Consider the following 25,366-nt stretch of genomic DNA (forward strand, 5'->3'; position numbering starts at 1 on the left):
ATCAACTCCGAAGGAGTTCGTGACAACTCAGAATGAGTTCGCTCCAATTCCGAAGGAATTCGTATCTGCCGTAAAGCGGCACTCGAACACCGGTTCTCGACGTTTTTTCTCACAACGTACAACCAACAACGTTTTTCACGCGCTAGCGTGCATACCGGATCTCGGATTCTCGGATCTCGGACTCTCGGTGTTTTTCCGCACAACCTACAACCAATTTTAAATAAGGAGGTAATACCCGTGTGGGAATTGCTTGCAAAGGGCGATCCCGAGGTTTATGAGATCGTTATGAAGGAGCTTGGCAGGCAGGAGGAGGGTTTAGAGCTCATTGCTTCGGAGAATTTTGTTTCTCCTGCAGTTATGGAGGCAATGGGTTCGACTTTAACGAACAAATACGCTGAGGGATACCCAAGGAGGCGTTATTATGGAGGTTGTAAGTTTGTTGACGAAGCTGAACAACTTGCCAGAGAACGTGTGAAGAAACTTTTTAATTGTAAATACGCGAATGTTCAGCCTCACTCAGGTTCTCAAGCAAACATGGCAGCGTATCTTGCTGTGGCGAATCCCGGTGATACTATTATGGGAATGTCGTTGAGCCATGGCGGACATCTAACCCACGGTTCACCGGTAAATTTTTCAGGGAAGCTTTTCAATATAGTATCCTATGGGGTTGATCTCGAAACAGAGGTTCTCGATTATGATGAGATAGAGAGACTGGCGCTTGAACATAAACCAAAGATCATTATTGCCGGTGGAAGTGCTTATTCAAGGATTATTGATTTTAAGCGCTTCAGGGAAATAGCTGATAAAGTCGGAGCTTATCTTATCGTTGATATGGCCCATTTTGCTGGGTTGGTTGCAGCCGGTCTTTATCCCAATCCAGTGGATCATGCTCATATAGTTACTTCTACCACGCATAAGACCTTAAGGGGACCTCGAGGTGGTTTGATACTTACCAATGACGAGGAACTTTATAAAGCGATAAACAAAGCGGTATTTCCGGGAATTCAAGGGGGACCGTTAATGCATGTGATAGCGGCCAAAGCGGTTGCTTTTGGTGAAGCTTTAAAGGATGAATTCAAAGAGTATCAAATGAGAATTATTACAAACGCCAAAGCCCTGGCAAAAGAGCTGGAAAACCTTGGATTGAGAATCGTTTCCGGTGGAACAGATACCCATCTGTTCCTTGTTGATCTTAATCCGAAGAATGTAACCGGTAAAGCAGCCGAAAAAGCTCTTGAAAGTGCGGATATAACTGTCAACAAGAATACTATCCCGAAGGAAACGCGTTCCCCGTTTGTTACGAGCGGTATCAGAATTGGAACGCCTGCTGTTACTACCCGAGGCATGGGTGAAAGTGAGATGAAGGTTATTGCGGAGCTCATAGTGAAGGTTATAGATAATATTCAGGATGAAAAGGGAACAATACCGGAAGAAATAAGAGAAGAGGTAAAAAAAGCTGTCCATGAACTCACTGAAAAGTTCCCGTTGTACAAAGATCTTACGTGAATTGAGGCGAGAGTATGAGAAACCTTATGGTTGTTAATCATCCTTTGATTCAGCATAAACTTTCTATTCTAAGGAACAAGGATACAGGACCGAAGGAGTTTAGAGAACTCACCAGGGAGATAACCTTACTTCTTACCTACGAAGCTACAAGACATTTACCAACTTACGAAACCAAAATTGAAACGCCCCTTTGTGCAACAACAGGAAAAATGATAGAGGATAAGAAAGTGACAGTTGTTCCCATCCTACGAGCAGGTCTCGGAATGGTTGAAGGAGTGCTTTCGTTGATGCCCAATGCTTCCGTGGGGTTCGTAGGGCTTTATAGAGATCCTCAAACCATCAGGCCGGTGGAATATTACTGCAAGCTTCCAAAACTCAATGACAACGAGATTTTCGTTTTGGATCCTATGTTAGCAACAGGTTTTTCGTCTGCGGTGGCTATCGATATGGTAAAAAAAGCTGGAGGTAAAAGAATAAGCCTGATGTGTCTGATTGCAGCTCCTGAAGGGGTTAAAGAGATTGTCAATACACATCCCGATGTTAGAATATTCACAGCATCCCTTGATGAACGATTGAACGATCACGCTTATATACTTCCGGGACTTGGAGACGCTGGAGATCGACTCTATCGTACAAAGTAAATATATATGTGTGTTTTTAACAAGGAGGGGAAAGTATGAAAAAATTTTTGTGGGTAGGTTTGTTGATTTTTATTCTTGTACTCAGTGCATGTTCCGTACAGGAGAAGGGAGTTGTAAAGGTCCCTGGACCTTCTCCTAAGGGTACGACGCTCGTAACGTTCAATGTTACCCTGCCGGATAACACACCTGCCAGCGACAGGATATATCTTGCAGGTAACTTCAATGGCTGGGATCCCTCTTCTCCGAAATTCATTATGGAAAGAACGGGGAATACAGCTGTTTTGGTAGTTGAGATGCCGATTGGTATGGAGATAGAGTACAAATACACCAGGGGTGGATGGAACCGGGTTGAGAAAGGTCCTGAAGGTGAAGAGATATCTAACAGAAAAGCCACCGTCACCGAAAATCTTGTATTGAATGACGTTGTTGCTTCCTGGGCAGATATACCACCAGCAGAGAAAGCAGAGGAACAACCTGAAGAACAAGCTGTGGAACCCGCTCAACCTGGAGAGGAAGTTCCCGTCACTTTTGTGGTTACCGTTCCTGAAAACACTCCCGAGGGACCTATCTATATGGTCGGTAGTTTCAATGAATGGGTTCCGGGTGATCCAGCATATGAAATGAAACGCACGGGAAACGTTGCGAAGATAACATTGAAATTACCAGCTGGTTCCACAATTGAATACAAATACGTAAGAGGTGACTGGGGAACCGTTGAAAAGGGACCCGAGGGAGAAGAGATACCGAATAGAACGGTCAAGGTTTCTCCTGGTTTGACAGTAGAAGATGTTGTAGCTTCCTGGGCTGATGTAGCGATAGAAGTGAAAACAGAGGTCCCGACTGGTACCCCAGCCAGGGTGATTTTTAAGGTTAAACTTCCGTGGAATACTCCACCGTTCGATGATATATACATAACGGGAACCTTCAACGGATGGAAGACGGGTGATCCCGATACCATACTTGAACGCAAGGGAGAAACGGCAACAATAACTCTTGATGCTAAGGTAGGAGACAGAATAGAGTACAAATACAATCGTGGTAGCTGGGAAACCGTTGAAAAGGACAAAGAAGGAAACGAGATTCCAAATAGAGTAGTTATCGTTGACAAAACAGAAGTAATTGTCGAAGATACCATTGAGTCATGGATTGACGTCCCTTACGAGGAAAAAACCGGTGAATCCGTCAAGACATCAAAACTTGCTGATCCTGAAAAACTCCTCGATGAAGTAACACCGGCTGATCCGAGTAAGGAGCCTTTGAAAGTAGTTTTGATATGGCATCAGCACCAGCCTCTTTACAAGATTCCAGGAACCCTTGATTATGAAATGCCGTGGGTTAGAGCCCATGCTGTTAACGATTATCCTTACATGGCGGATCTTATCGATCAGTATCTGACTAAAGGTAGCGTAACGATAAATCTCGTTCCAAGTTTGCTTCTTCAGATAAAAGAATACATCGAAGACGGCGCCATGGATAAATACCTGAGACTCTCGCTGAGTGAAGAGCTCTCACCTGAGGACAAACAGTTCATCATCGATCACTTTTTCGATATAAACCCGAGGTTCGTTTCCAAGAGCCAGCGTTACTCCGAGCTCATGAAAAAGAAAAACAGAGGCGAAGAATTTACGGATCAAGACATTATGGACCTTAAAGTCCTCTGGAATCTTTACTGGATAAATATAGAATATATTGAGGCTGACGATGGGTTAAAAGCTCTTCTTGAAAAAGATGGAAATTACACTATGGACGATCTTCTCTACGTCATCAATAAACAAATGGAAATAATGGGTACTGTGATAGAGAAACACAAGAAACTCTGGGAATCCGGGAAAGCCGAGATCATTACATCTCCTTTCTATCATCCAATCCTTCCGATACTTATCGATAAGGGTTGGAAAGAAGATGCCTACAATCAAATCAAACGCGGGCTCGATTATTTTGAGGGAATCTTTGGAAAACGTCCGAAAGGTCTCTGGCCGTCTGAACAGGCGGTTCATAATGATTTGATCCCCATGCTTGATGAACTTGGTATAGACTGGATCGTTACAGACAAGGCAATTTTGCAGATGGCCGGTGTGGATACAGGAAATTATGCCAATCTCATGAAACCCTATAAGTTTGTCAATGGAGACAGTAAAATTATTGTTTTCTTCAGAGATACAGATCTTTCAGATAGGATAGGGTTCAGATACTCCCAGATGAATGCTGAAAACGCTGTAAAAGATTTCATATCCAGGCTCCATGAACTTCAGAGACTAAATAAAGATGGAAAAGCCGTCATAACGATCGCTCTGGATGGTGAGAACGCCTGGGAGCACTATCCAAACAACGGTAACGACTTCAGGAAACTCTTCTACATGACCCTATCGAAAGATGATGCGATAGAACTCCTGACACCGAGTCAGTACATAGAAAAGTATGGCGTAGAAGAAACTCTCAATTTCCTTCCTACCGGATCCTGGGTTGGTGGTTCCCTCGATACCTGGATAGGCGAGAAAGAAGAAAATGAGGCCTGGGATAGAGTTGCTGCAGCGAGAGAACTTCTCATGTCTAAGAAGGACGAGCTTACTCCTGAGCAATTTGAGAAAGCACTCGATGCTCTTTACACAGCAGAAGGTTCGGATTGGTTCTGGTGGTACGGACTCGATCAGGATGCCGGGAATAACGAATCCCTTTTCGATATGGCTTTCAAGAAGAGTTTGATACAGCTATATAAAACCATAGGAATCCCGGAAGAAGATATACCATCTTATCTCTTTGTGGTCAATAAAAAACCGGCTGTTTCAACATCAGGAGCAATCGGGATTGTTAAGCCAACACTCGATGGTTATATAGAAGAAGGTGAATGGGAGAAAGCCGCTTATTACAAAGATAATGGGCTTTCTACCATGGCTGCCGGTGACGATATGATAGCCGGCTTTTACGTTGGTCGCGATGCTGCCAACATTTATCTGGCAGTGCAGTTAAAGCGTGATCCAAAGTCCCTTATAGGCGAACCACTCTATCTGGAGATATACACCGATAGACCCAATGTCAGTGTTGTAAATGTTGAACCGAAATATCCTTTCAAAGATGACAAGGATTCTTTTGGCTTCGCACTTGCTAAGAGATTGTATGTAAGCTTTAAGAGTTGGAATAGACTTCCTGGAAGGATAGCGGTTTACAACGCTACAGGAGACGGAAAATGGTCTGTTGATCCTGATAAGCCTTATGTTGAAAATGCGGTTGCTATAGGTGATGTAGTCGAGATAAAAATACCGCTTGACGCCCTTGGAGTGAAAACTGGTGAAGAGTTCAATTTCATAGTTTCTATAAGCAACTCTAAAGCAAAATATCTACTTGACTACTGTCCAAAGATGGGACCCGTGCATGTACAGATACCTCAGGCTGTTACCGGAAGAGTCGTCGCTTTCTTTGAAGATCCTAAGGGAGATGACTATGGATTTGGAAGTTATGTGTATCCTTTAAACGCGGCCTTTGATCCTTTCAAAGGACTGTGGGATATTGAAAGTGTGAAGGTTCTTGAGAACGATCAATCTGTTGTGTTCCAGTTCAAATTTGGAGAAATGACAAATCCGTGGAATGCTCCGAAAGGGTTCTCGCACCAGCTCATAAATATTTACATCGATGCTGTGGAAGGCGGAAGGACGGATACCTACAAAGCTGGTGCACGTGTTGCATTTTCACCTGAATATCCGTGGGATTATTTCATCAAGGTTGCCGGTTGGCCTTCCTACGGTCAGCTTTTTGCTACCGCTGAAGGTGATGAGATACCGGATGCTGTTCAGGTAGAAGCTGATCCAGGTGAAAAACTCATAAACGTCATAATCAGCAAGGATGTTCTTGGGAATCCTGAGACCATGGCGGTTTATATCCTTTCTGGCAGTCAGGATGGTTACGGGCCCGATCACTTCAGGGCTGTCACTCCGGAACCTTCTGATTGGACACTGGGAGGCTATCCGCTTGATGCTGGAGAGTTTGCGCCGTTTGTTCTGGATATAGTTGTTCCAGAAGGTTATTCTCAGGAGGAGATCCTTTCATCTTATGACAAAGAGCAGCAGAAATATGCAACGCTCGTTCCGGTTATCATAGAATTCTGAGTTTGTTTCCAAAAATTTGGAGCGCGGGGCATCTGCGCCCCGCGTTTTCTTGATTGTTAATTATGATATTTGGTGGCATCGGAGGTGCAAAATGATAGGGAAGCTCACTTTGATCGTAGGGCCGATGTATTCCGGAAAAACTTCTGAATTGTTGTCACTAGTTGAAATATACTCTCTTGGAAAAAAGAAATACCTGGTTTTCAAGCCTGAAATCGATACTAGATATTCTGTCGATCATGTTGTAAGCCATACCGGGCAAAAAGTTCCAGCAATAACTATTCCAAGTGCCAGCAAATTGTTAGAAAAATTCGACGACATAAATGAAAAACTCGACGCAATTTTCATTGATGAGGTCCATTTCTTTGATATCGACATTATTGATGTCATCAAAAAAATTATCCTTAAAGGTGTCGATGTCTTTTGTGTTGGACTTGACATGAGCTATAAGCACAGACCGTTCCAGACCACTGCATCTCTTATGGCAATAGCAGATGAGGTTATAAAGAAAAAGGCCGTTTGCCATGTCTGTGGGGAGTATAAAGCAGTTGTTTCTCATAAAACGGTCAACAATTCTGGAAGCGAAATTGATGTTGGCGGAATGGAAAAATACATTGCTGTATGCAGGGAATGTTATCTTAAGCTTAATGGTTCGTTGTAGTAGCATATATCTTTAAGAGTTTTAGCAGTTGTGTAAACGTTATACGTGAAGTTTTTCGGTTAATTAAGTTTATTAACCGCGTTTTCGCAACAGAATCTTAACCTAAGTAAGAGATAATCTCAAGCGTTGTTAGAAAAAGCTTCACCAAAAGGTATTTTGGTCTGGTGTATACTATTCCGGCATGCCGGAGGTGTTTTGATGTTTGAATCGCTACAGGAGAAACTAAGCAGAGCATTCAAGACGTTAAGCGGTAAAGGGAGAATAACAGAAAGTAATATAAAAGAGGCTGTTAAGCAGATAAAACTTTCTTTGCTGGAAGCTGATGTTAATTATAAAGTTGTCAAGGAATTTATCAAATCAGTTCAGGAAAAAGCTCTGGGCGAAGAAGTTCTGAAGAGTTTTACGCCTGATCAGCAGTTTATAAAAATAGTACGTGATGAACTGATAAAGGTTCTTGGTGAAAAGAAAGTCGGGTTGAATTTATCCGGAAGCCCGGCGAAGATAATGCTGGTGGGTCTTCAGGGAAGCGGAAAGACTACTACCAGTGCAAAGCTTGCGTTAATGCTGAAAAAAGAAGGAAAACATCCGTTGCTCGTTGCTGCCGATGTCTACAGACCGGCCGCTGTTGACCAGCTCATCCAGCTGGGAAAACAGATAGAGGTTCCCGTTTATACGGGAGACAGAAAGGATCCGTTGAAGATTGTGCAGGAAGCTTTGGATGAGGCTGTAAAAAATGTTCATGATGTGATTATTTTTGATACGGCGGGTCGATTGCATGTTGACGAAAAGATGATGGAAGAAGTCAGGAGGATCGCTGAAATTGTTAAGCCTGACGAAATTTTGATGGTTATCGATGCAATGACTGGTCAGGATGCGGTCAATTCCGCTAAGAAGTTCAATGATGAACTTGAGTTGACAGGATTTGTAGTTACGAAAATTGACGGTGACGCCAGGGGTGGAGTGATACTTTCTGTAAGGCATGTTACCGGGAAACCTGTAAAATTTGTTGGTATTTCCGAAAAGATGGATGGGCTTGAATACTTCTATCCCGATAGAATAGCTGGCAGGATACTCGGGATGGGAGATGTCTTGAGTTTGATCGATAAATTGCAGGCATCGGTGGATCAGGAAAAAGCAAAAAAACTCGAGGAGAAGTTCGCTAAGAACAAATTTGATCTGGAAGACTTTTTGGAACAGTTGAGAGAAATAAAAAAGCTTGGTTCAATTGGTGAGATCCTGGAAATGATTCCAGGTGCCCCGAAGAATGTTGACTTTTCTGCGGGTGAGAAAAGTCTTAAGCAAACAGAAGCGATCATATCGTCCATGACTCGAGAGGAACGACGAAATCCGAAAATCATTAACTACAGTCGTAAACAGAGAATTGCGCGTGGAAGCGGGACATCTGTAACAGAGGTAAATAAAGTGCTTCGTTCTTACGATCAGATGAAGCAGATGATGAAGAAGCTGAATAAGGCACCAAAGTTTATGAAAAAATTCAAAGGATTTCCATTCTAAATATATATATGTTCAGGAGGTGTGTTCTAGATGGTAAAAATTCGTCTAACAAGGATGGGAAGAAGAAACAGGCCTTTCTACCGAATCGTTGTTGTGGACTCCAGAAAAAGGCGTGACGGTGCTTACATTGATTCACTGGGTTTCTATGATCCTGTTAAGGATCCTGCTGTTATGTCTGTTGATGTCGAAAAAGCGGTTGAGTGGATTCTTAAAGGTGCTCAGCCAACAGACACAGCTAGATCTATTCTTTCCAAATTTGGCGTCATGAAGAAAGTACACGAAATTAAGTACGGGAAAAAAACTGAAGAAGAAGGGAACGAGTAATGAAGGAAGTTCTTGAGTATATCCTCAAGGGTATCGTGAAGGATCCTTCCTCCGTGGAAGTGGTGGAGACCGTTGATGAGAATGGTACTAAGGTTTACGAAATCCATGCTTCGGAGGAGGACATAGGGCAGATAATAGGAAAAGATGGTAGAACCATCAAGTCGATAAACATCCTGGTGAATGCCTTGCGGGAGCTTCCAGGGAAAACTTCACGTTAAAGGTGATTAGATGATTAAAGAATTTCGGGATCTGATAGATAGTATGATCCCGGTGGGCAAGGTTGTTAAACCCCACGGACTTCGCGGGGAAGTGAAAATGAAATCTTTAACCAATCAGCTCAAGGTCTTTGAGACTTTGAAGAAGGTTTTGTTGTATGATGAAAAAGCGGGAACAGTTGTGAGAGCTGAAATCGATACTATCAGGCGTGCTGGTAAAGGGTATATAGTGCATTTTAAGGGTTTTAAGAGCGTGGAAGCTGCGGAACGTATTCGGGGTTTTTACGTTTACGCACCGCTCAATGTTTTACCTCCGCTTAAAGAAGGGGAGTATTACTTTTACCAGCTTCTAGACTGTGAGGTCTATGATCCAGAGGGAGAATATATTGGAAAGGTTACGGATATAATCGAAACCGGAGCCAACGATGTTATTGTGGTCACGAAGGAACTTCCGGATTTTACTGTCGAAGAAGAGTTGATACCTGTGATCAAGGATTACATAGTAGAATTTCGTTTTAAGGATAAGAAGATTGTAGCGAAACGCCTTGAATACCTTACTCTGGAAGGTAAAGAGGATAACGACGATGAAAATCAGCGTATTGACGATATTTCCTAAAATGTTTTCGGTAATAACGGATTGGGGCGTTATATCCCGGGCAATAAAAGAAGGGAAAATAGTTTTTGAAGCCATCGATCTCAGGGATTTCACTACTGATAAACACCGTACAACCGATGATTATCCTTACGGTGGTGGTAGTGGATTGGTGATGAAGGTCGATCCTTTTTTCAAAGCTTATGATCACATTGTGGAGGTTAATGAGGCGAAACCCTATGTTGTTTTAACTTCTCCTCAGGGAAGGGTCTTTAACAACAACATTGCTAAAGAACTTTCTACCCATGATCACATCCTTTTTTTGTGTGGTAGATATGAAGGTATTGATGAAAGAATCACGACCATTGTGGATGATGAACTATCCATTGGAGATTTTGTCCTGAGTGGTGGTGAATTGGCTGCAATGGTAATGATAGAAGCAATTTCGCGATTTATTCCGGGTGTTGTGGGAGACACAGATTCTGTTGTGAATGATTCCTTCTATAACGATTTGCTGGATTATCCGCATTACACACGCCCCAGAACAATCCGTGGATTGGATGTACCGGAGGTTCTTCTTAGTGGAGATCATGAGAGGATAGAACTATACAGAAAGAAAGAAAGTCTCAGGAGAACAATGGAAAGGCGTCCGGACCTGTTTTTGAAGCATGAATTTGACGAAATGGATAAAAAGGCACTCCTATTGTTGTTTAAGGAGTTGATGTCTGGTGTTGAATAACATATACGTTGCGCTCGTACACTATCCCGTTTTGGGAAGAAATGGTAGGATAGTTTCCAGTGCAGTGACAAATCTGGACGTTCATGATATAGCCAGAACCTGTCGCACATATCATATTAAAGGTTATTATGTTGTCTCAAACTTGCCAGCGCAAAGAGAAATAGTTGAAAATGTTCTCAATTACTGGCTGAAGGATTTCGGTAAGGAATATAATCCCAACAGGAGCGAAGCGCTGACGGTTGTCAGAACGGCAAGCTATCTCGAAGATGCTCTTGAAGATATTGAGAAAATTGAAGGTGTGAAACCTAAGCTAATTTTCACTTCAGCCAGGAAGGGTCCGGACAGGATTAGCTATGAAGCTATGTCGAAGATCGTAAAGACTTCAAAAGAGCCGTTCCTATTTCTTTTTGGTACCAGTTGGGGATTACCAAAAGAAATATTGGACCTTTGTGATTATGCTTTAGAACCCATTAGAGGAAATGCAAGTTTTAATCATCTGTCGGTTAGGGCCGCTGTGGCCATAATTCTAGATAGAATAATTGGTGAAGATATATAAGTTAGGAGGGATTGAGATGGATCAGTACATCAGAGCGATTGAGAGTCAGTACATAAGAAAAGATTTTCCAGAATTTAGACCGGGAGATACTGTCAGGGTTTACGTTAAGGTCAGAGAAGGCAACAGGGAAAGGACACAGGCCTTTGAAGGTATTGTTATCAAGATCAGAGGCGGCGGTGTTGGCAAGACTTTTACTGTTAGAAGAATTGGTGCTGGTGGTATAGGAGTAGAAAGAATCTTCCCATTTGCAAGCCCCGCTGTTGAGAAAGTTCAGGTTTTGAGGAAAGGGAAAGTTAGAAGGGCCAAGCTTTATTACGTGAGAAACATTAGAGGAAAAATAAGAATCAAGGAGCGAAGGGATTGAGTCCGGTGGCTAAAACTGCGCCGGCAACTAATGAATCAAGAGTCGTTCGTGAAATCAAAGAATGGGGAAAGGCCCTTCTTTACGCTATCATTTTCGGAACAATAATCAGGCTCTTTATGTTTGAAACAATGATGGTCCCCACCGAATCAATGGTGCCCACGATTGATCCGGGGGACCGTCTTTTTGTTGAAAAAATAACCTATCAACTAAGAGAGCCTGATTATGGGGATATTGTTGTTTTCTGGGTTCCCTTTGTTGATAAGGAATCTCTCAAGATGTTGAGGGCTTTTGATAAATTTATGGATCTGTTTTCTCCGAAAGAATTCAAAGGACATGTGAAATATGTTAAAAGACTTGTAGGAAAACCCGGAGATGTTTTGGAGCTTAGAGTTGCACCAGAATACAAGCATCTCGAATACGAACTTCAAAAATATCCTCTGGATAGAAATCCGAGATACCAGCTCTATGTGAATGGCAAACCTTTACCGGAAGTTGCAGATATAAGATACTCAAAAGAAGGTATATTTGCAGACAAGGATTTTTATCTTGGCCTTGCTCATCCGGAAAGGGTTGGATACTCTTTCTATAAAGATTTCTTTAGGGCTTACAGCAATGTGATCGATTATCGTGGTTATTACGATGATGTTCTGGCACGGTTGCCTCTACAAGACTATATCATCTACGATCCTGTGACGAAGAATATCAAGATAAAGATACCCGATGGTTTTTATTTCTTCATGGGTGATAATACGCTCAACAGTTTCGATAGCAGATATTTTGGTTTTGTTCCTTACAAGAATATCGTTGGAGAACCTATGTTGAGGATATGGAAATTGTCGAGATTTGGACCGTTGAATGAGTAGTTATAAAGAAGAAAACCGGGGATTTTCCCCGGTTTTTTGGCGGAGGCGGTGGGACTCGAACCCACACGGGGCGTTCACCCCACCGGTTTTCAAGACCGGCTCCTTAGCCAATTAGGATACGCCTCCACGCCATCATGTGTCATTATAACTCAAAAAGATAACGGTATCAAGGGGTAATAATTATGAGAGATGTACAGAGCGAAAAGGATCACAGAAATATTCCAATAAATATGGTTGGGATAAAAGGATTGAAATACCCCATCATTGTTATGGATAGAACCAATAAAAGGCAACATACCATAGGCACTTTCAATCTTTTTGTTGATCTGCCCAAGGATTTTCGCGGTACCCATATGTCAAGGTTCGTTGAGGTTCTGGACAGGCATAACATGAAAGTGACACCAAAAAACATGGAATCTATCCTTGATGACATGCGAGAAGCTCTGAAGGCCACGGTTGCACATGTTACTGTAGATTTTCCGTATTTCATAAGAAAGAACGCACCTATAAGTGGAATAGGAAGCTACAGCAGTTATAATTGCGGTTTTATTTCCACGAAAAACAAAGAATTCGATTTTATCCTGAAAGTAGAGGTTCCTGTGCTCACGGTATGCCCCTGTTCTAAAGAGATTAGCGATCGAGGAGCGCATAATCAAAGGGCTATGGTGAATGTGCAGGTAAGAATGAATTCCCTCGTGTGGATAGAAGAAATAATAGAAATGGTGGAAGATGCTGCCAGCGCTCCCATTTTTACTCTTCTCAAAAGGGAAGATGAAAAATTCATTACAGAAGTTTCTTACGATAATCCAAGATTTGTTGAGGATGTTTCTCGAGAGGTTGTTCTAAGGTTCATGAATGATCCCAGAATAAGCTGGTATAGAGTGGAGGTTTCAAGTCAGGAATCGATTCATAATCATGAGGCGTATGCCTGCATCGAAAAGGGTAAATCGTTATGATCGAACTCGACGAAAAAAAGGAAGAGCTTCTCACACGATTCTTAAAAGAGATTATTTCTTCAAAACACAATCTTACAGCTATAAAAGACTTTAAACAGGCTTACATTAAACATGTGGAAGATGTACTGTTAGCGGTACGGAAGCTGAATCTTTGCGGGAGATATATAGATATAGGCACAGGTGGCGGTGTTCCCGGAATCGTTTGTGCTGTACTTTTCCCTGAAGCGGAATGGTACCTTCTCGATTCCGTAGGGAAAAAAGTACAGGAAATCGAAAGAATATCACTGCTCCTGGGATTGAGTAACGTTCATTTCATAGTCGGGAGAGCGGAAGAGGTTGCGAAAGGTTATGCGGAATTTTTTGACGGAGCTTTTTTAAGGGCTGTTGGAAGAGCCGATATTTCTTTGGAATATGGTACTCCTTTTGTCTGTAGAACAGGGATAGTATATCTTTTCAAAGGGCCGTTGTGGAGAGAAGAAAAGGAGTATGCCGAAAGAGCCGCGAAAATTCTTAACCTACAGTTGAAATTCGAAAAATCCTACTATTTGAGTGATGGTGCAGAAAGATTTTTAGTGGGTTACGAAAGAACCGGAGAACTTCCGGCGGGAATTCCGCGAAGACCAGGAATCCCTAAAAAGAGGCCTCTTGGGGGAAAGTGGAATGGAAAATAAGGGTAAACTATGGATCGTTTCAACACCAATAGGCAATCTTGAGGACATAACCTTCAGGGCTGTAAAAATCCTTCAATCAGTGAATTTGATACTCGCAGAAGACACAAGAAGGACAAAAGGGCTTTTGACCCATCTCGGCATAACGGAAAAGAAACTGATATCGCTCAATGAACACAACCAGGAAAAACGGATCGCTCGGGTGCTTGAAGGGTTGGAAAATGGTGAGGCTGTTGCATTAGTCAGCGATGCAGGGATGCCTGTAATTTCGGACCCCGGATACAAGCTGGTAAACGCATGTATCGATCATGGATTTGAGGTGGATTCAGCTCCCGGTCCAAGCGCTGTTACAACAGCCGTTGCTTTGAGTGGTTTCCCTGGGTCAAAATTTACCTTTTTAGGATTCTTACCTCGCGGGAAAAAGCGTAGAAGAATCTTCCGAAAGATTGCCGAGGGGCTTTATGAGGATTCTTTAATTGTGTTTTTTGAATCTCCATATAGGCTTCTGGAAAGCCTTAAGGATTGGTTAGAGATCGTTGGTGATAGAAGGGGCTTCGTTGGAAGGGAATTGACGAAGATACATCAGGAACTGGTGTATGGGACCCTGTCAGAGATTCTTGAGCATTTCAGCAAAGAGAAGGTTCTCGGAGAGATCACGGTGGTAATTTCCAGCAAAGGGGAAAGTGGTGGTTTTTGATATGATACGTAATTTCATTTCTTTAACCCCTGCGGTTATTTCTGTTATCTTTATTCGTGAATATGCCCGCTATCTTTTGGGAAAGGCCTTCAGCGGGAATTCTAAGCTCGAAAAGCCTGGGTTCGTAAAACGAATAGATCCATTGGGTATGCTGATGCTGTATTTCTTTCATTTTGGTTGGTCCAGGCCTTATCCGTTGAACTACTGGAAAATCAAGAAAAGAGGCACATGGAAGGCTTTACTAACAGCCACATCAGGTTCCATTGCAAATTTTTTATTTGGATTAACGGTAGGGTTGGTATTTTATCTAACGGGTGCTCACAATTACTCGTCGTTTTTTGCTGATCCGGTGTATAACCCGGGGTCACCACTTCTTAATTATTTTTCCGATGTTCTTTACTGGACAATGATCACGCACCTGAACACCTCTCTCTTCAATCTGCTACCTTTTCCACCTCTTGATGGGTCGAATGTATTTACCATATTGCTTCCAGAAAGATACCTCATATGGCTGGCCAAATATGAGATTTATGGGGTTTTGACTTTGATAGTACTATCGCTTCTGGGAGTCATTCAGATGATAATGTGGCCGGTAACCCGGTTTGTTGAGTTTTTAGCGCATCTGGCGGCGTTTTGAAATGAGAATCATTGAAGTTTTACCCGATGGTGTTTATGCCTTCTTCTGGAGTAAGCTACTCCAAATCTGATACCTATCCAGAAGGCAATGAAAGCAACTATAAAAATTAGAAATGCAGGTGAAAGATACCAGGGATAGACTTTGATTTTCAAGGAATAAACGTTTCCGCCAGTATCTTCAACGGTAATTGTCATGGTTCTTTTTTCCTTAAAGGGAATCAGTATTTTCGTTATAGTTCCTTCGAGTGAAGTTATTTCACCGTTGTATGAGATTTTTTTCAAGCCGAAATCATCTTTAATCTCTATTTCACGTGTAGTGAAGTACCCATCGTTCACATTTATAGTTGGAGGTTCGACATCGTACACTACTTCAATAAAGGTTTGCGCCATATTGCCAGCAAGGTCAATCGCTTTTATGGAAAGGAGCTTTCTTGCTCCTGGTTCAAGTTGAGGGATCTTGGCAAAGAAGTGTTCTCCTTTTTTAAAGATCCGTTTGTCGTCAACCATCACGGAATCAACACCGAAGTTATCCCAAACATCGAACTCGATTTCCTTTGCGGTTCTATCGTTAAACACAAATCTCTCTGGAGCTTTTATCACAGGTGGTTCGTTGTCTTTCACTATCACAATCTTTTGCATAGCGATATTTCCAGCTAGATCAACTATCGATACATTTACAATATTTTCCCCATTTTTCAAGAGTTTGATGGGTATGAACTTCATTGAAGGATCGAAGGGTTGATTATCAATAGTTATTTCATTGATTCCGGTATTATCGGTTGCGTTTACAGTAAGTATTATTTCAGATTCTTTGGTAAAGTGTGGATAATTAAGAGATTGGATGTTAGGAGAATCAAAGTCCCCATAGATCTCAATCGTTTCAACGGTAGTGTTGCCGGCAAGGTCCTCCGTTCTTACAACGAAAACATTTTTCCCCTTTTTGATTTCCAATTCAGTTTCAAAGTTATAAGTGTCGTCTTCTATTCTGAAAAGTTTGTCTCCAACCTGTACGCTCAAAAGTTGCAAATTATCCTGTGCGTATCCACTCAGGATAATTTTACGTTTGTTGGTGTATTTTGGTGTCTCTGAAAGCTCCAGGCTTGGTGGAAGGCTGTCAAGAAAGATGCTTTTGGTTATGGGCCCGAATATTCTTCCAAAATAATCTATATATTCAAGAACAAGCTCGTTATAACCGTCTTTCAAGGTAAGTGGCACGGTTAGGTCAGGGTCAGCCATTTTGAAGGTATTTCCGTTGACTTTAACATATCTGAGAGGGACTCCTCCTTTGTGGGCGAAACTTACAGTGATGTTCGTTTTGTTTGTCAACGAAGGAAGCTTTGTTTCAATTAAAGGTCCAGGTAGCTTTGAAAAAACCACATACCCGGAAATCAATTCGGAGAATTCCGGGGAAGTGACTACAAAGAGCCATACCCCCTTTTCCAGCATGCGGGGTTGTATTGGAAGAGGGCCCACTCTGTATTTTGCGCTCCACGAATCGTAGAAGCCATTGGATGATATCAGCTCTATCCTGAGCTTTGTTCCGATTCTGAGTCTTTCTTCGCCTGATAGGTCGAAATCAAGTTCGAGCTGGCCGTCGCTAATGGGATTTTTCCGCAGGTACCAATGAACGTTCATTTTGGGAGCAAAAAAGTCATAAACCTCCGGGGGATCATTTTCGTACCTGAACTCGATGAGATTTTCATTGAAATTCCCGAGTCCCTGAAAGTTTATAATCTTGGACTGACGTATAAGCTGGAATATTTCAGCTGTTACTTTGTGCAGGTCTTTTTTCTGGCTGGAAAAAAGGAGTCCATAATTCGTAGAATGTAAGATTTTTTTCGGCGTTTGGGTAGATTTCCAGTTCCCGATAAAGAAAGGGATCGTTCCACTTTCATGTATCAAAGAAATCGCATAATCTTCATTGAAAAAACTCCCACTATTGGAACCATCGCCTATGATGAGGAGAATCTTGATCCCCTCCTGGTATTTCAGGTATGAAGATACGGTGCATACCGCGTCGGTAAGCCTTGTGCTTTCGTTATTGTAAGTTCTGTGTGTAAGGAGGGGAATGCTCCTGGTGGCAAGTTCAAATTCTACGGGCGGGGTTATGAAATCTATTGAAGTAGCGTAGCTCCATAAAGTGAAAACGGGAGGAACGAGGAAATCCTTTGAAAATTCTTTTAGAATGTTTTCAAGGAAATCTGCCTCAATTTCCTCCTGAATCAAGATTCCTACGACCAATCTGGTTTTTGATCTTAGAAGTTCTTCGGTAAATATGTTACTTTTAATACCGTCGATATAGACTTCACTAACCTCGCCTTCTACGGGGGTTAATAAAGCCCTGACTCTCGGATATTCAGTAAAATCCAATCCCAACAAACTAACCTCTTCTCCAGAAAGTACGGAGAAGAAGGTTAGAAAGAAAAGGAAAAAAAGAAAATGCTTAGTTCTCACTATCACGCAACCTTTCTTCAATGAATTCAATAACCTCCTTGATAGCTTTTAAAAGTTCTCCCTCGTATTTTAAGGTAAATCCTGCGGCTCTTTCATGCCCGCCACCGCCAAAAGCAAGAGCCACCTCACTCACATCAAAATAGCATTTTGATCTTAAGCTCACATGAGCCTCCCCTTTGGAAGCTTCCGAGGCGAACATAGCGACCTCAACCGTATTTATGGAACGCAATTCCCCAACGAACCCTATGAAATCGTTGGTGGTCATTCCATATTTATCGAAGCTCTCTTTTTCTAAGTATGAATAGGCAAATTTCCCATCGCAACATAGTTTAAGTTTCGCCAATGCCTCTCTTTCCAGATAAAACTCTTCGATTCTTCTGCTATCGAGGATTATTCTTGATACTACGTCAGGCCTGGCGCCCTGCCTTACCAGATCAGCAGCGTCTTCGAAAACAGAGGCATCAACACTGGAGTATCTGAAAAAACCTGTGTCTGTGGCTATACCGAGATAATTCAAGAGAGCAAGCTCTTCGTCGTAGTTCACGTCCAGCAATTTCAAAAGGTGATAGACCATCTGGGCTGTGCTGGAGTATTTCGGATCGACCCAACATACGTTCCCAAAATAAGTGTTTGTTTTGTGATGGTCGATAACGATGGTTCTTATACCGCTCTTCATCAGGGATTGAAACCCACCTATTCTGTCAGGAGAAGAAGCATCAACCACTATCAAAAGATCTGAAAGCTGAAGTTCTTCGGAGTAAGGGATTATCTTATCAACGTGTGGAAATTCATAAAATTTAGATGGAATTTCCCAATCAATGGCAGGTGTAACCTTTTTTCCCAGTTTTTCTAATCCAAGGCTCAGCGACATGACCGAAGATATACAATCACCATCAGGCATGATATGACCGCATACAACGATTTTTTTTGCTTGTTCGATTTCAGACATGAGTGAATTCATTGTTCGCATTATTCATCCTCCTTTAAACTTCTAAAGCTATGCCTACGACTTTGCTGAAAGCGCTTTTGACTCTTTGAGCTGTCTGGACAACCTCTTCATGGACGAGTTTTTTGTCTAATATACCTGAAGCCATGTTCGTTATGCAAGAAAAAGCTATGAGATTTATACCGCAATGTCTCGCGGCAATTATCTCAGGAACTGTTGACATTCCAACCATGTCAGCTCCCGAAAATTCGTAAGCCTTTATCTCGGCTGGTGTTTCGTAGGATGGACCGGTAACCCACACATATGTTCCGCGTTTTAGTTTTATTCCCCTGGATTCAGCAGTTTTTTCGACTTTTTCAAGCCAATCGAAGTCGATTGTTTTCGACATATCAGGAAATCTGACACCGTATCTTTCGTCATTAGGGCCGATGAGTGGATTTCTGAAAGCGAAATTTATAATATCTGTTATTGCCACTATATCTCCGGGTTCGAAGGAACGATTTATACCACCTGCGGCATTGGTTATTATGAGACGCGAAATTCCCATTTCTTTGAAAACATAGATCGGTGTCACAACATCTTTTATTTCGTGGCCTTCATAATAGTGGAAACGACCGTCCATGGCTATAACGTTTTTTCCATGGAATTTTCCGAGAACGAATCTTCCTGCGTGTCCTTCAACAGTACTTTGAGGAAAACCTTCCAGTTCGGAATATGAAATAGCATGGGAATCTTCAAAATATTTTGTTAGATATCCCAATCCAGATCCAAGAATCAGAGCGAATTCAGGCTTTACGTTTGTGCGTTCAAGAAGGTGTTTTGCAAGTTTTTTGTAGTCTTTCATACTCATTCCTCCATATTAAAAAATCTTTAATCATAAGTATATACCCAAACATAAGTTTTTTGGTAGGCATTATTGATTATATAACAAGCCGTGGTAGAATACTCAGAGTCAGTTGACTTTAATGATAGCTATGCCTATAATTGTGGCGAAGATTTATCAAAAGTTGAATTGAAGGGAGGAGTAAAAATGAGCTCTGAAGAAATATTTGAAAAAGTGAGGGAAATCATTTCTGACAAACTGGGAGTAGAAATTGACGATATCGATCTCAGTTCCGATCTTACTGAGGATCTTGGAGCTGACTCCCTGGATCTGGTAGATCTTGTTATGGCTTTTGAAGACGAGTTTGGCATTAAAGTGGATGATGAGCAAATCGAAGGAATATCAGTGGTTGGAGACATTGTTAATTACATCGCGAAGGTTTTAGGAGCGGAAGACGAGGAATGATGTTAGGTAGCATTAAAAAACGGGGAGTTTTACTCCCCGTTTTTGAAAGGAACGAAAGAAATGAAGTACTTTGAAAAACAGTTCAAGGTGGATGAAAAAACTTTCTACAGAAGACTCGATAAATTTTTGAGGCATGTCTTGCCGGATTTGAAATTGTCATCCATTTATAAGCTTCTGAGAAAGGGAAACGTGAGGGTAAATGGAAAAAGAATAAAGGCCCCTTCTTATGAACTTTCGTTGGGGGATGTTGTCGCCGTGAATTATCGGGGTAACATTGAATACTTGAAACGTTTGAAAGAATCTCGTGAGCTCATTCCACATAATTTGCCTATAAAAATATTGTATGAAGATGAAAGTTTTTTAGCAGTGGACAAACCTGCAGGGCTTGCTGTACACCCCGGTAAAGGAGTGCAGATAGTTACCCTTATTGAAGGACTACTTGCGTATGGAAAAAGAAATGGGTTCAAACCTTTTTTGGTACATAGATTGGATAAACATACGTCGGGGGTGCTGCTGGTTGCAAAGTCGCCGCAGGCTGCACGAGAATTAACAGCTATGTTTAGAGAGAAGAGAATTGATAAGAGATACGTTACTCTTGTCAAAGGTCTTCCCGAAAAATCCCGGGCGTATCTGAAAGATGTAATTGATGGTTTGAGAGAAGAGTCAGAGTATATTGTTAAGAAAGCGTATTCAGGATGTTCTTTTCTTGAGGTGAGGTTATTTACCGGGAAAAAGCATCAAATAAGGCGGCAAATGGCAAAAATTGGGCACCCTGTCGTAGGAGACGATGTTTATGGCGATAGGGAGTTCAACAGAAATTTTAAGAAGCGCTATGAACTGAAGCGTTATTTTCTCCATTGTATGAAAATGGGATTCATTCACCCTAAAACAGGGCATTACGTTGAGGTTCTTTCTGAACTTCCCGATGACCTGAAAAAGGTTCTTGAAAAACTGTCATGAAAAAAAGGTTTTTGATCCTTATTTTTATTTGTATTGCCATTATCTCATTCCCGGCGTTGAGGATTGACGAGAACTTTCAGAATGCATATAGAGAATTGCAGGAACTTTTCAAGATCGCACCACGGTATTATCTTAGAATTGATGAAAACCAGGCTCAACCGATGACCGTTGACAATGATAGGTTTTACATGATTATACTTCCCGGAAGCATTTCTATGGAAACGGCCAGGCACGAGATGGCACATGTTTTCTTCTTCGAATTGTGCAAACTGAACGGCCTTTCACCAGAAGACTTTCCGATATGGTATCATGAACTTGTAGCAAGCTGGTTCCAGGTGCTTGGTGGTAGAGACATCAAATTATTGCCTTTGAAAAGCATTTTTTTTGATTTTTTTGCTTGTGTCGACGAATATCCTTCATTAGAGGATACTAAAGCTTTTTATTTGTCGATAAGAAGTTTTGCCTTATTTCTTGATAAACGTTTCGATTTCAAGAATTTTGTACTAAACACCTTGAACGTGGCGAAAAGGACAGGCTTCTCAGGTGTTAAACTATTTAATGAAGACCCGAAAATACTTCTGAGAAAATGGCGTTTTTGGAAGTTACTTCCATATTTGTTGTATACATTGCTCGTGATCTTACTGGTTTACATCGTGTCGGGAAGGAGAGATGACCGTTGGCGGGGTTCAGAGTTAGGGGAAACCGGAGAAAAAGAAGTAATCGAAAACAAAGAATTCCAGGACTACGATCACCCAGAAGATTGATTTTCTTTCTTTTTTTGATATTCGCGGCTCTTCTTTTTGTTGATTATGTCCCTGAAAGAATAGATTCTGACAGAAGAACTGCGGAAGCAGCTTTGATTCTTGAAGAACCTGTTGATGGCGTTGAGGGTTATACACTGTTTTCTTCTGTAGATTTAGCAGACGCTGATTTTCAGAAAAGTGAACGCAGAGTACTTCTTATAGATCTTAAGAAAGACTGGAAAGAACTGGAACGACTTGTTAAGGAAAACCAGGTGGTAATTCTTACAGGTATTCCTCCGAAAACCCCTGAAGAAGTGGCGCAGTTACTCGATGAGAATCAGGTACTGTCTGGATATATTGAATTCGATGAACGCGGCGCCTTTGTTCAGGAAGTGATGAAGCACCGTAAATACCCTTCCCTGGTGTTTCGGGTTCATCTGTTGAAACCAAAGGAATATCCCAATTATGATCTGGATTCAGCGGTTATCAGATACATCAGGGCTGTGCGGGAACGAAAAGTAGACGCTTTGCTTTTCATGGAAGGGAAGTCAGAAACACTGGATTACAGTCAGCTTGTGAAATCTGTAAAAGCGGAACTTGAAAAAGAGAAGTTGCTTGGCGAAGAAATAGTCCCTGTTCTTTACGATGTTGCCAATTCAAAAATTCTGGCAAGGACAACGGGATTTTTCGCTATAGCATCCTGGAATCCCTTCCTTGCTATTGGTTATCTGATAGTTCTTTTGATATCTTCCACATTATCTCTAACCTATCTGGCTGTTGTAGGAGAAATCGCACTTTTTGTTGTAATAATACGGCTCTCGAGTAGAATACGCAGCGTGTTTATCACTGTTCTTTTGTTTTTCCTGGCCTCGTTGGGATTGGGTCTGGCAATAAATGCCCAGATGACTTCTCCTGCTTATCAGAACGGTATTGAACTGTTCAGAGGCGTTAAATTATCACTTATAGCGTTACCTGCTATAATATTTTTCCTTGGCTTTTTCAGAAGAAGAGAGAAAAAACTCAACATCACAGACATGCTGCTGCTTGTGCTTGCTGTTCTTGCAGGGATATATTATCTTTTGAGAAGTGGAAATTATTCTTTTGTCCTTTCAGTTGAAAGAACTCTGAGAGATATCCTGGACAAATATCTCGTGGTAAGGCCAAGGTTTAAAGAACTGATTGGATATCCTTTCCTGATATTTGCGGCGAATACAGGGTTTACCAATACAGGTAAACTCGGGGCTGTGCTGCCAACCCTTGGAAGTGTGGCTTTTGTTTCTGTTGTGAATACATTTTGTCACGCTACAGCACCGTTGTGGACCATTTTGCTTAGAAGTGTTTATGGCTTTATTTTTGGAAGTGCTATAGGATTTGTATTTCTTTTCATATCAAAGTTTTCGAAGAAAAGACTTTCTGAGAGTAGCGAAGAAATCGAAGATGAATTGAACGAAGTCCCCTCAAAAAAGTCTAAAAAAACGTGAAAGGAGGGGTTTTATGAGTCGTAAGGTTTTAATCGCTGGTATTCTCGTTTTTATATTTGCGGCCATAGGATTTGCTGTCAACTACGATATTCAAAAGGTTATCATCGTTCCGGTGCCGGAGAGCGAACTGCAGGTTTCTATCTGGTTGGATAAAGATCCTGGAGCAGTCTACAAAAAGGGCGAAGAGGTTAAGGTGTACTTTAAAGTCAATAAAGATGCCTATGTAGCTATATACGATATAATGCCAGATGGAAGCATCCAGCTAATATTCCCAAACAGGTACGATGCCAGCAATTATCTTAAAGCCGGGAAAGTTTACAGCTTGCCAACCGAAAAAGCTTCGAAGGTTTATCGCTTGATAGTTTCGGGTGATCCTGGAAAAGAGATATTCCAGATTGTTGCTTCTACTTCACCATTGACTTTCATCGAAGATATGGTAAAACGATTCAGCAAGGAAATTTTTCCGAAGTCTAGATTTAAAGCCGAAAAGTTTGTTGAAGAACTTGTGAGACCTTTCATATCTGAGACGGAATACGCCGTCAACAGCACGTTCTTTTATGTAGATCGAAGCCCGGATATAGGTACTCTTAAAGTATCAACCTATCCTTCGAATGCTTCTATTTACATCGATGGTAGCTATTTTGGGAAAACACCTCTTGAGATACGGGTTGAAGAAGGGCTTCATGTTGTTAGTGTTTATAAACCAGGTTATAAGATGAATACCGTGAAAGTGAACGTTTACTCCGGGAGAACGACGAATGTTTCTTTGAAACTCATACCTGATCGTAAAACCTATTCTTTATCCCTTTCAACTGTTCCCGCGGATGCCCGGGTATACCTCGATGGAACTTACGTGGGTAACAGCCCCATAACACTTTCTGTGAGTAAAGGGTTACATTCTCTGAAAATTGAAAAAGAAGGATATCAAACCTATATAGAAACGATTCAAATAAGCGGCAACACCAGTAAACGAATAGTGCTCAATGAACTCGCCCGGAAATATAGCCTCACCATTAAGAGTTCGCCTTCCGGGGCTTCTCTGTACATTGACGGTGCTTATGTTGGCCAAACACCGATAACATTGAACCTGGAATCGGGGAGACACAAAATTCTTTTGCGTGCAGAGGGTTATGAGGATTACACAGACACGATTTACCTTTATTCCAACAAAACAGTTAACGTATCGCTTGTGGCTAAGAACGCTTACCTGACGGTGAAAAGCGATCCTAGAGATGCCTCTGTTTATATTGACGGTGTTTATGTTGGCCAAACTCCGTTAAGCCTTACGCTTCTTTCCGGAAAGCACAGTGTAAAGATAATTAGGGAAGGTTATCTGACCGTTGAAAAGGAGATTGTTCTGTCAGCGGGTGAAAAATCTGTGTTAAATGTTACCCTTCAACCGGAAGGTGCAAGGGTCTACGTTGAAACGAATCCGACCGGGGCCAGGATCTTTGTGGATGGTTATGACCTTGGCTATTCCAACAAATGGTTGACACTTGAACCTGGTTATCACGAGATCCTTTTGGTAAAAGAAGGATATCATTTCGTATATCTGATAAAATATTTTGAAAGAAGGGTTTATACTCTGAGTTTTGATTTGTACCCTATTGAATAGATTAGGTAGATTCTATAAAGCTGTCACCGGAGAATCTTTCCGGTGGCAGCTTTTATTTCTTCTTCAGTTAGAATTCTCCATTCTCCTTCATGCAGGTCCCCGGGTAAATGATAGCCACCTATTCGGATCCTTTTTAGATCGACCACATTATTTTTCAGTGCGCTTTTCACCATACGGCGTATCTCGTGATATTTTCCTTCTGTGAGGACAATTGAAAATGTTACAATATCTATAAATTGTACTGATTCAGCTCTTGCGTACTCTCCCTTTCCGATGTCAACATGCTGGAGAAGAATCTGAAGCTGCTCAGGCAAAATTTTCTCCTCTACTTTCACAATGTATTCCTTTTCTATCTTTTTCCTTGGTGAAATAATCTCATGCACGAAATTACCATCGTTGCTCAGTAACAAAAGCCCTCTTGAATTTTTGTCCAATCTTCCTGCAATAGATAGTTTGGAGGAGAAGACCTCATTGATCAGATCGTAAACACTTAATCCTTCCGTCCTGCTTTTGGAGCAAACATACCCTACAGGTTTGTTCATGGCAATGTAGAGTTTACCATAAGGGACTATCCGGTTCCCATCAAGGAATATTGATGAATTTTCCGGGATTTTGAACTCCGGGTTCCTGATCTTAGCTCCATTAACTTCTACCCTTCCCGTCTTTATTAATTTTCGGCTCTGTCTTCGAGAAATTCCACCGAATCTGGATAAAAAAGTATCAAGCCTCATTTTCCCCACCTTTTCCCTGGATTATATTATTGTACATCATACATTTTGTGTTGACTTCCATATCTGAGTTGAGATGGTATAATTGTTACAAAAGAAAAAAGGGAGAAGGTGAAATAAA

The 25,366-nt window shown here is 41.6% G+C and carries 24 protein-coding genes, 1 tRNA gene and 1 pseudogene; 21 read left to right on the plus strand and 5 right to left on the minus strand.

Features of this window, described 5'->3' with window-relative positions; translation table 11 throughout:
* Window positions 1–237: 237 nt before the first annotated feature.
* The 12 genes and pseudogenes from glyA (at window position 238) to lepB (ending at window position 12,073) form a co-directional block, all read left to right on the plus strand.
* Complete coding sequence (gene glyA, locus DU53_RS07640) at window positions 238–1,506, plus strand: serine hydroxymethyltransferase (RefSeq protein WP_015868795.1); 1,269 nt, start codon at window positions 238–240, stop codon at window positions 1,504–1,506.
* Window positions 1,507–1,520: 14 nt separating this feature from the next.
* Window positions 1,521–2,147, plus strand: a complete 627-nt coding sequence (gene upp, locus DU53_RS07645; protein WP_015868796.1) for a uracil phosphoribosyltransferase — start codon at window positions 1,521–1,523, stop codon at window positions 2,145–2,147.
* A gap of 35 nt (window positions 2,148–2,182) precedes the next feature.
* Window positions 2,183–6,247, plus strand: coding sequence for a glucodextranase DOMON-like domain-containing protein (locus DU53_RS07650; RefSeq protein ID WP_015868797.1), 4,065 nt, complete (start codon window positions 2,183–2,185; stop codon window positions 6,245–6,247).
* 91 nt (window positions 6,248–6,338) lie between these two features.
* Entirely contained in the window at window positions 6,339–6,905 is a 567-nt protein-coding gene (locus DU53_RS07655) for a thymidine kinase (RefSeq protein ID WP_015868798.1), read from the plus strand.
* Window positions 6,906–7,103: 198 nt separating this feature from the next.
* Window positions 7,104–8,420, plus strand: a complete 1,317-nt coding sequence (gene ffh / locus DU53_RS07660) for a signal recognition particle protein (protein ID WP_015868799.1) — start codon at window positions 7,104–7,106, stop codon at window positions 8,418–8,420.
* 30 nt (window positions 8,421–8,450) lie between these two features.
* A complete protein-coding gene (gene rpsP, locus DU53_RS07665; RefSeq protein ID WP_015868800.1) occupies window positions 8,451–8,744 on the plus strand; it encodes a 30S ribosomal protein S16 in 294 nt (97 codons plus the stop codon).
* Window positions 8,744–8,976 (plus strand): annotated as a pseudogene (locus DU53_RS07670) (KH domain-containing protein). The gene rpsP and the pseudogene DU53_RS07670 overlap by 1 nt, the downstream one beginning before the upstream one ends.
* Complete coding sequence (gene rimM / locus DU53_RS07675; protein WP_015868802.1) at window positions 8,973–9,575, plus strand: ribosome maturation factor RimM; 603 nt, start codon at window positions 8,973–8,975, stop codon at window positions 9,573–9,575. Before DU53_RS07670 ends, rimM begins: the two are co-directional and overlap by 4 nt.
* Complete coding sequence (gene trmD / locus DU53_RS07680) at window positions 9,544–10,290, plus strand: tRNA (guanosine(37)-N1)-methyltransferase TrmD (protein ID WP_015868803.1); 747 nt, start codon at window positions 9,544–9,546, stop codon at window positions 10,288–10,290. The genes rimM and trmD overlap by 32 nt, the downstream gene beginning before the upstream one ends.
* Window positions 10,280–10,846, plus strand: coding sequence for an RNA methyltransferase (locus DU53_RS07685; RefSeq protein ID WP_015868804.1), 567 nt, complete (start codon window positions 10,280–10,282; stop codon window positions 10,844–10,846). The genes trmD and DU53_RS07685 overlap by 11 nt, the downstream gene beginning before the upstream one ends.
* Window positions 10,847–10,862: 16 nt before the next feature.
* Window positions 10,863–11,210, plus strand: coding sequence for a 50S ribosomal protein L19 (gene rplS / locus DU53_RS07690; RefSeq protein WP_015868805.1), 348 nt, complete (start codon window positions 10,863–10,865; stop codon window positions 11,208–11,210).
* The gene (gene lepB / locus DU53_RS07695) at window positions 11,207–12,073 is read left to right on the plus strand and encodes a signal peptidase I (RefSeq protein WP_015868806.1); all 867 of its coding nucleotides are present in this window, start codon (window positions 11,207–11,209) and stop codon (window positions 12,071–12,073) included. The genes rplS and lepB overlap by 4 nt, the downstream gene beginning before the upstream one ends.
* 37 nt (window positions 12,074–12,110) lie before the next feature.
* Here lepB and DU53_RS07700 read toward each other — a convergent pair.
* Window positions 12,111–12,199 (minus strand) — tRNA-Ser (locus DU53_RS07700).
* Window positions 12,200–12,255: 56 nt separating this feature from the next.
* Here DU53_RS07700 and folE2 point away from each other — a divergent pair.
* From folE2 to DU53_RS07720, 4 genes are read left to right on the plus strand one after another with little or no spacing between them, the layout of a single operon-like run.
* Window positions 12,256–13,029 (plus strand): GTP cyclohydrolase FolE2, encoded by a 774-nt coding sequence (folE2, locus tag DU53_RS07705; RefSeq protein WP_015868807.1) that lies wholly within the window; start codon window positions 12,256–12,258, stop codon window positions 13,027–13,029.
* Window positions 13,026–13,700, plus strand: coding sequence for a 16S rRNA (guanine(527)-N(7))-methyltransferase RsmG (locus DU53_RS07710; protein WP_015868808.1), 675 nt, complete (start codon window positions 13,026–13,028; stop codon window positions 13,698–13,700). Before folE2 ends, DU53_RS07710 begins: the two co-directional genes overlap by 4 nt.
* Window positions 13,690–14,394 carry a 16S rRNA (cytidine(1402)-2'-O)-methyltransferase gene (gene rsmI / locus DU53_RS07715; RefSeq protein WP_015868809.1) on the plus strand — a complete coding sequence of 235 codons (705 nt, stop codon included), beginning with the start codon at window positions 13,690–13,692 and terminating at the stop codon, window positions 14,392–14,394. The genes DU53_RS07710 and rsmI overlap by 11 nt, the downstream gene beginning before the upstream one ends.
* A gap of 1 nt (window position 14,395) precedes the next feature.
* Entirely contained in the window at window positions 14,396–15,031 is a 636-nt protein-coding gene (locus DU53_RS07720) for a site-2 protease family protein (protein ID WP_015868810.1), read from the plus strand.
* Between the two features lie 8 nt (window positions 15,032–15,039).
* On the opposite strand, the gene DU53_RS07725 is transcribed toward DU53_RS07720, so the two are convergent.
* The 3 genes from DU53_RS07725 to DU53_RS07735 are packed head-to-tail and all read right to left on the minus strand — an operon-like array spanning window position 15,040 to window position 19,280.
* Entirely contained in the window at window positions 15,040–17,505 is a 2,466-nt protein-coding gene (locus DU53_RS07725) for a hypothetical protein (protein ID WP_015868811.1), read from the minus strand.
* Window positions 17,474–18,445, minus strand: coding sequence for a bifunctional oligoribonuclease/PAP phosphatase NrnA (locus tag DU53_RS07730; RefSeq protein WP_041288978.1), 972 nt, complete (start codon window positions 18,443–18,445; stop codon window positions 17,474–17,476). The genes DU53_RS07725 and DU53_RS07730 overlap by 32 nt, the downstream gene beginning before the upstream one ends.
* Before the next feature lie 22 nt (window positions 18,446–18,467).
* A complete protein-coding gene (locus DU53_RS07735; protein ID WP_041288709.1) occupies window positions 18,468–19,280 on the minus strand; it encodes a purine-nucleoside phosphorylase in 813 nt (270 codons plus the stop codon).
* Between the two features lie 180 nt (window positions 19,281–19,460).
* Between DU53_RS07735 and acpP the strand changes: the two genes are divergently transcribed.
* The 5 genes from acpP to DU53_RS07760 are packed head-to-tail and all read left to right on the plus strand — an operon-like array spanning window position 19,461 to window position 24,517.
* Window positions 19,461–19,718 (plus strand): acyl carrier protein, encoded by a 258-nt coding sequence (acpP, locus tag DU53_RS07740; protein ID WP_015868814.1) that lies wholly within the window; start codon window positions 19,461–19,463, stop codon window positions 19,716–19,718.
* Window positions 19,719–19,760: 42 nt separating this feature from the next.
* Complete coding sequence (locus DU53_RS07745; RefSeq protein ID WP_235599756.1) at window positions 19,761–20,678, plus strand: RluA family pseudouridine synthase; 918 nt, start codon at window positions 19,761–19,763, stop codon at window positions 20,676–20,678.
* Window positions 20,675–21,442 carry a hypothetical protein gene (locus tag DU53_RS07750; protein WP_015868816.1) on the plus strand — a complete coding sequence of 256 codons (768 nt, stop codon included), beginning with the start codon at window positions 20,675–20,677 and terminating at the stop codon, window positions 21,440–21,442. The genes DU53_RS07745 and DU53_RS07750 overlap by 4 nt, the downstream gene beginning before the upstream one ends.
* Window positions 21,443–21,456: 14 nt before the next feature.
* Window positions 21,457–22,902: a DUF5693 family protein gene (locus DU53_RS07755; RefSeq protein WP_148208017.1), complete on the plus strand. Its 1,446-nt coding sequence runs from the start codon at window positions 21,457–21,459 to the stop codon at window positions 22,900–22,902.
* A gap of 13 nt (window positions 22,903–22,915) precedes the next feature.
* Window positions 22,916–24,517: a PEGA domain-containing protein gene (locus DU53_RS07760; RefSeq protein WP_015868818.1), complete on the plus strand. Its 1,602-nt coding sequence runs from the start codon at window positions 22,916–22,918 to the stop codon at window positions 24,515–24,517.
* A gap of 23 nt (window positions 24,518–24,540) precedes the next feature.
* Here DU53_RS07760 and DU53_RS07765 read toward each other — a convergent pair whose 3' ends face one another.
* The gene (locus tag DU53_RS07765) at window positions 24,541–25,248 is read right to left on the minus strand and encodes a pseudouridine synthase (protein ID WP_015868819.1); all 708 of its coding nucleotides are present in this window, start codon (window positions 25,246–25,248) and stop codon (window positions 24,541–24,543) included.
* Between the last annotated feature and the right edge of the window lie 118 nt (window positions 25,249–25,366).

The organism is Kosmotoga sp. DU53, assembly GCF_001639905.1.
GTDB classification, from domain to species: domain Bacteria; phylum Thermotogota; class Thermotogae; order Petrotogales; family Kosmotogaceae; genus Kosmotoga; species Kosmotoga olearia.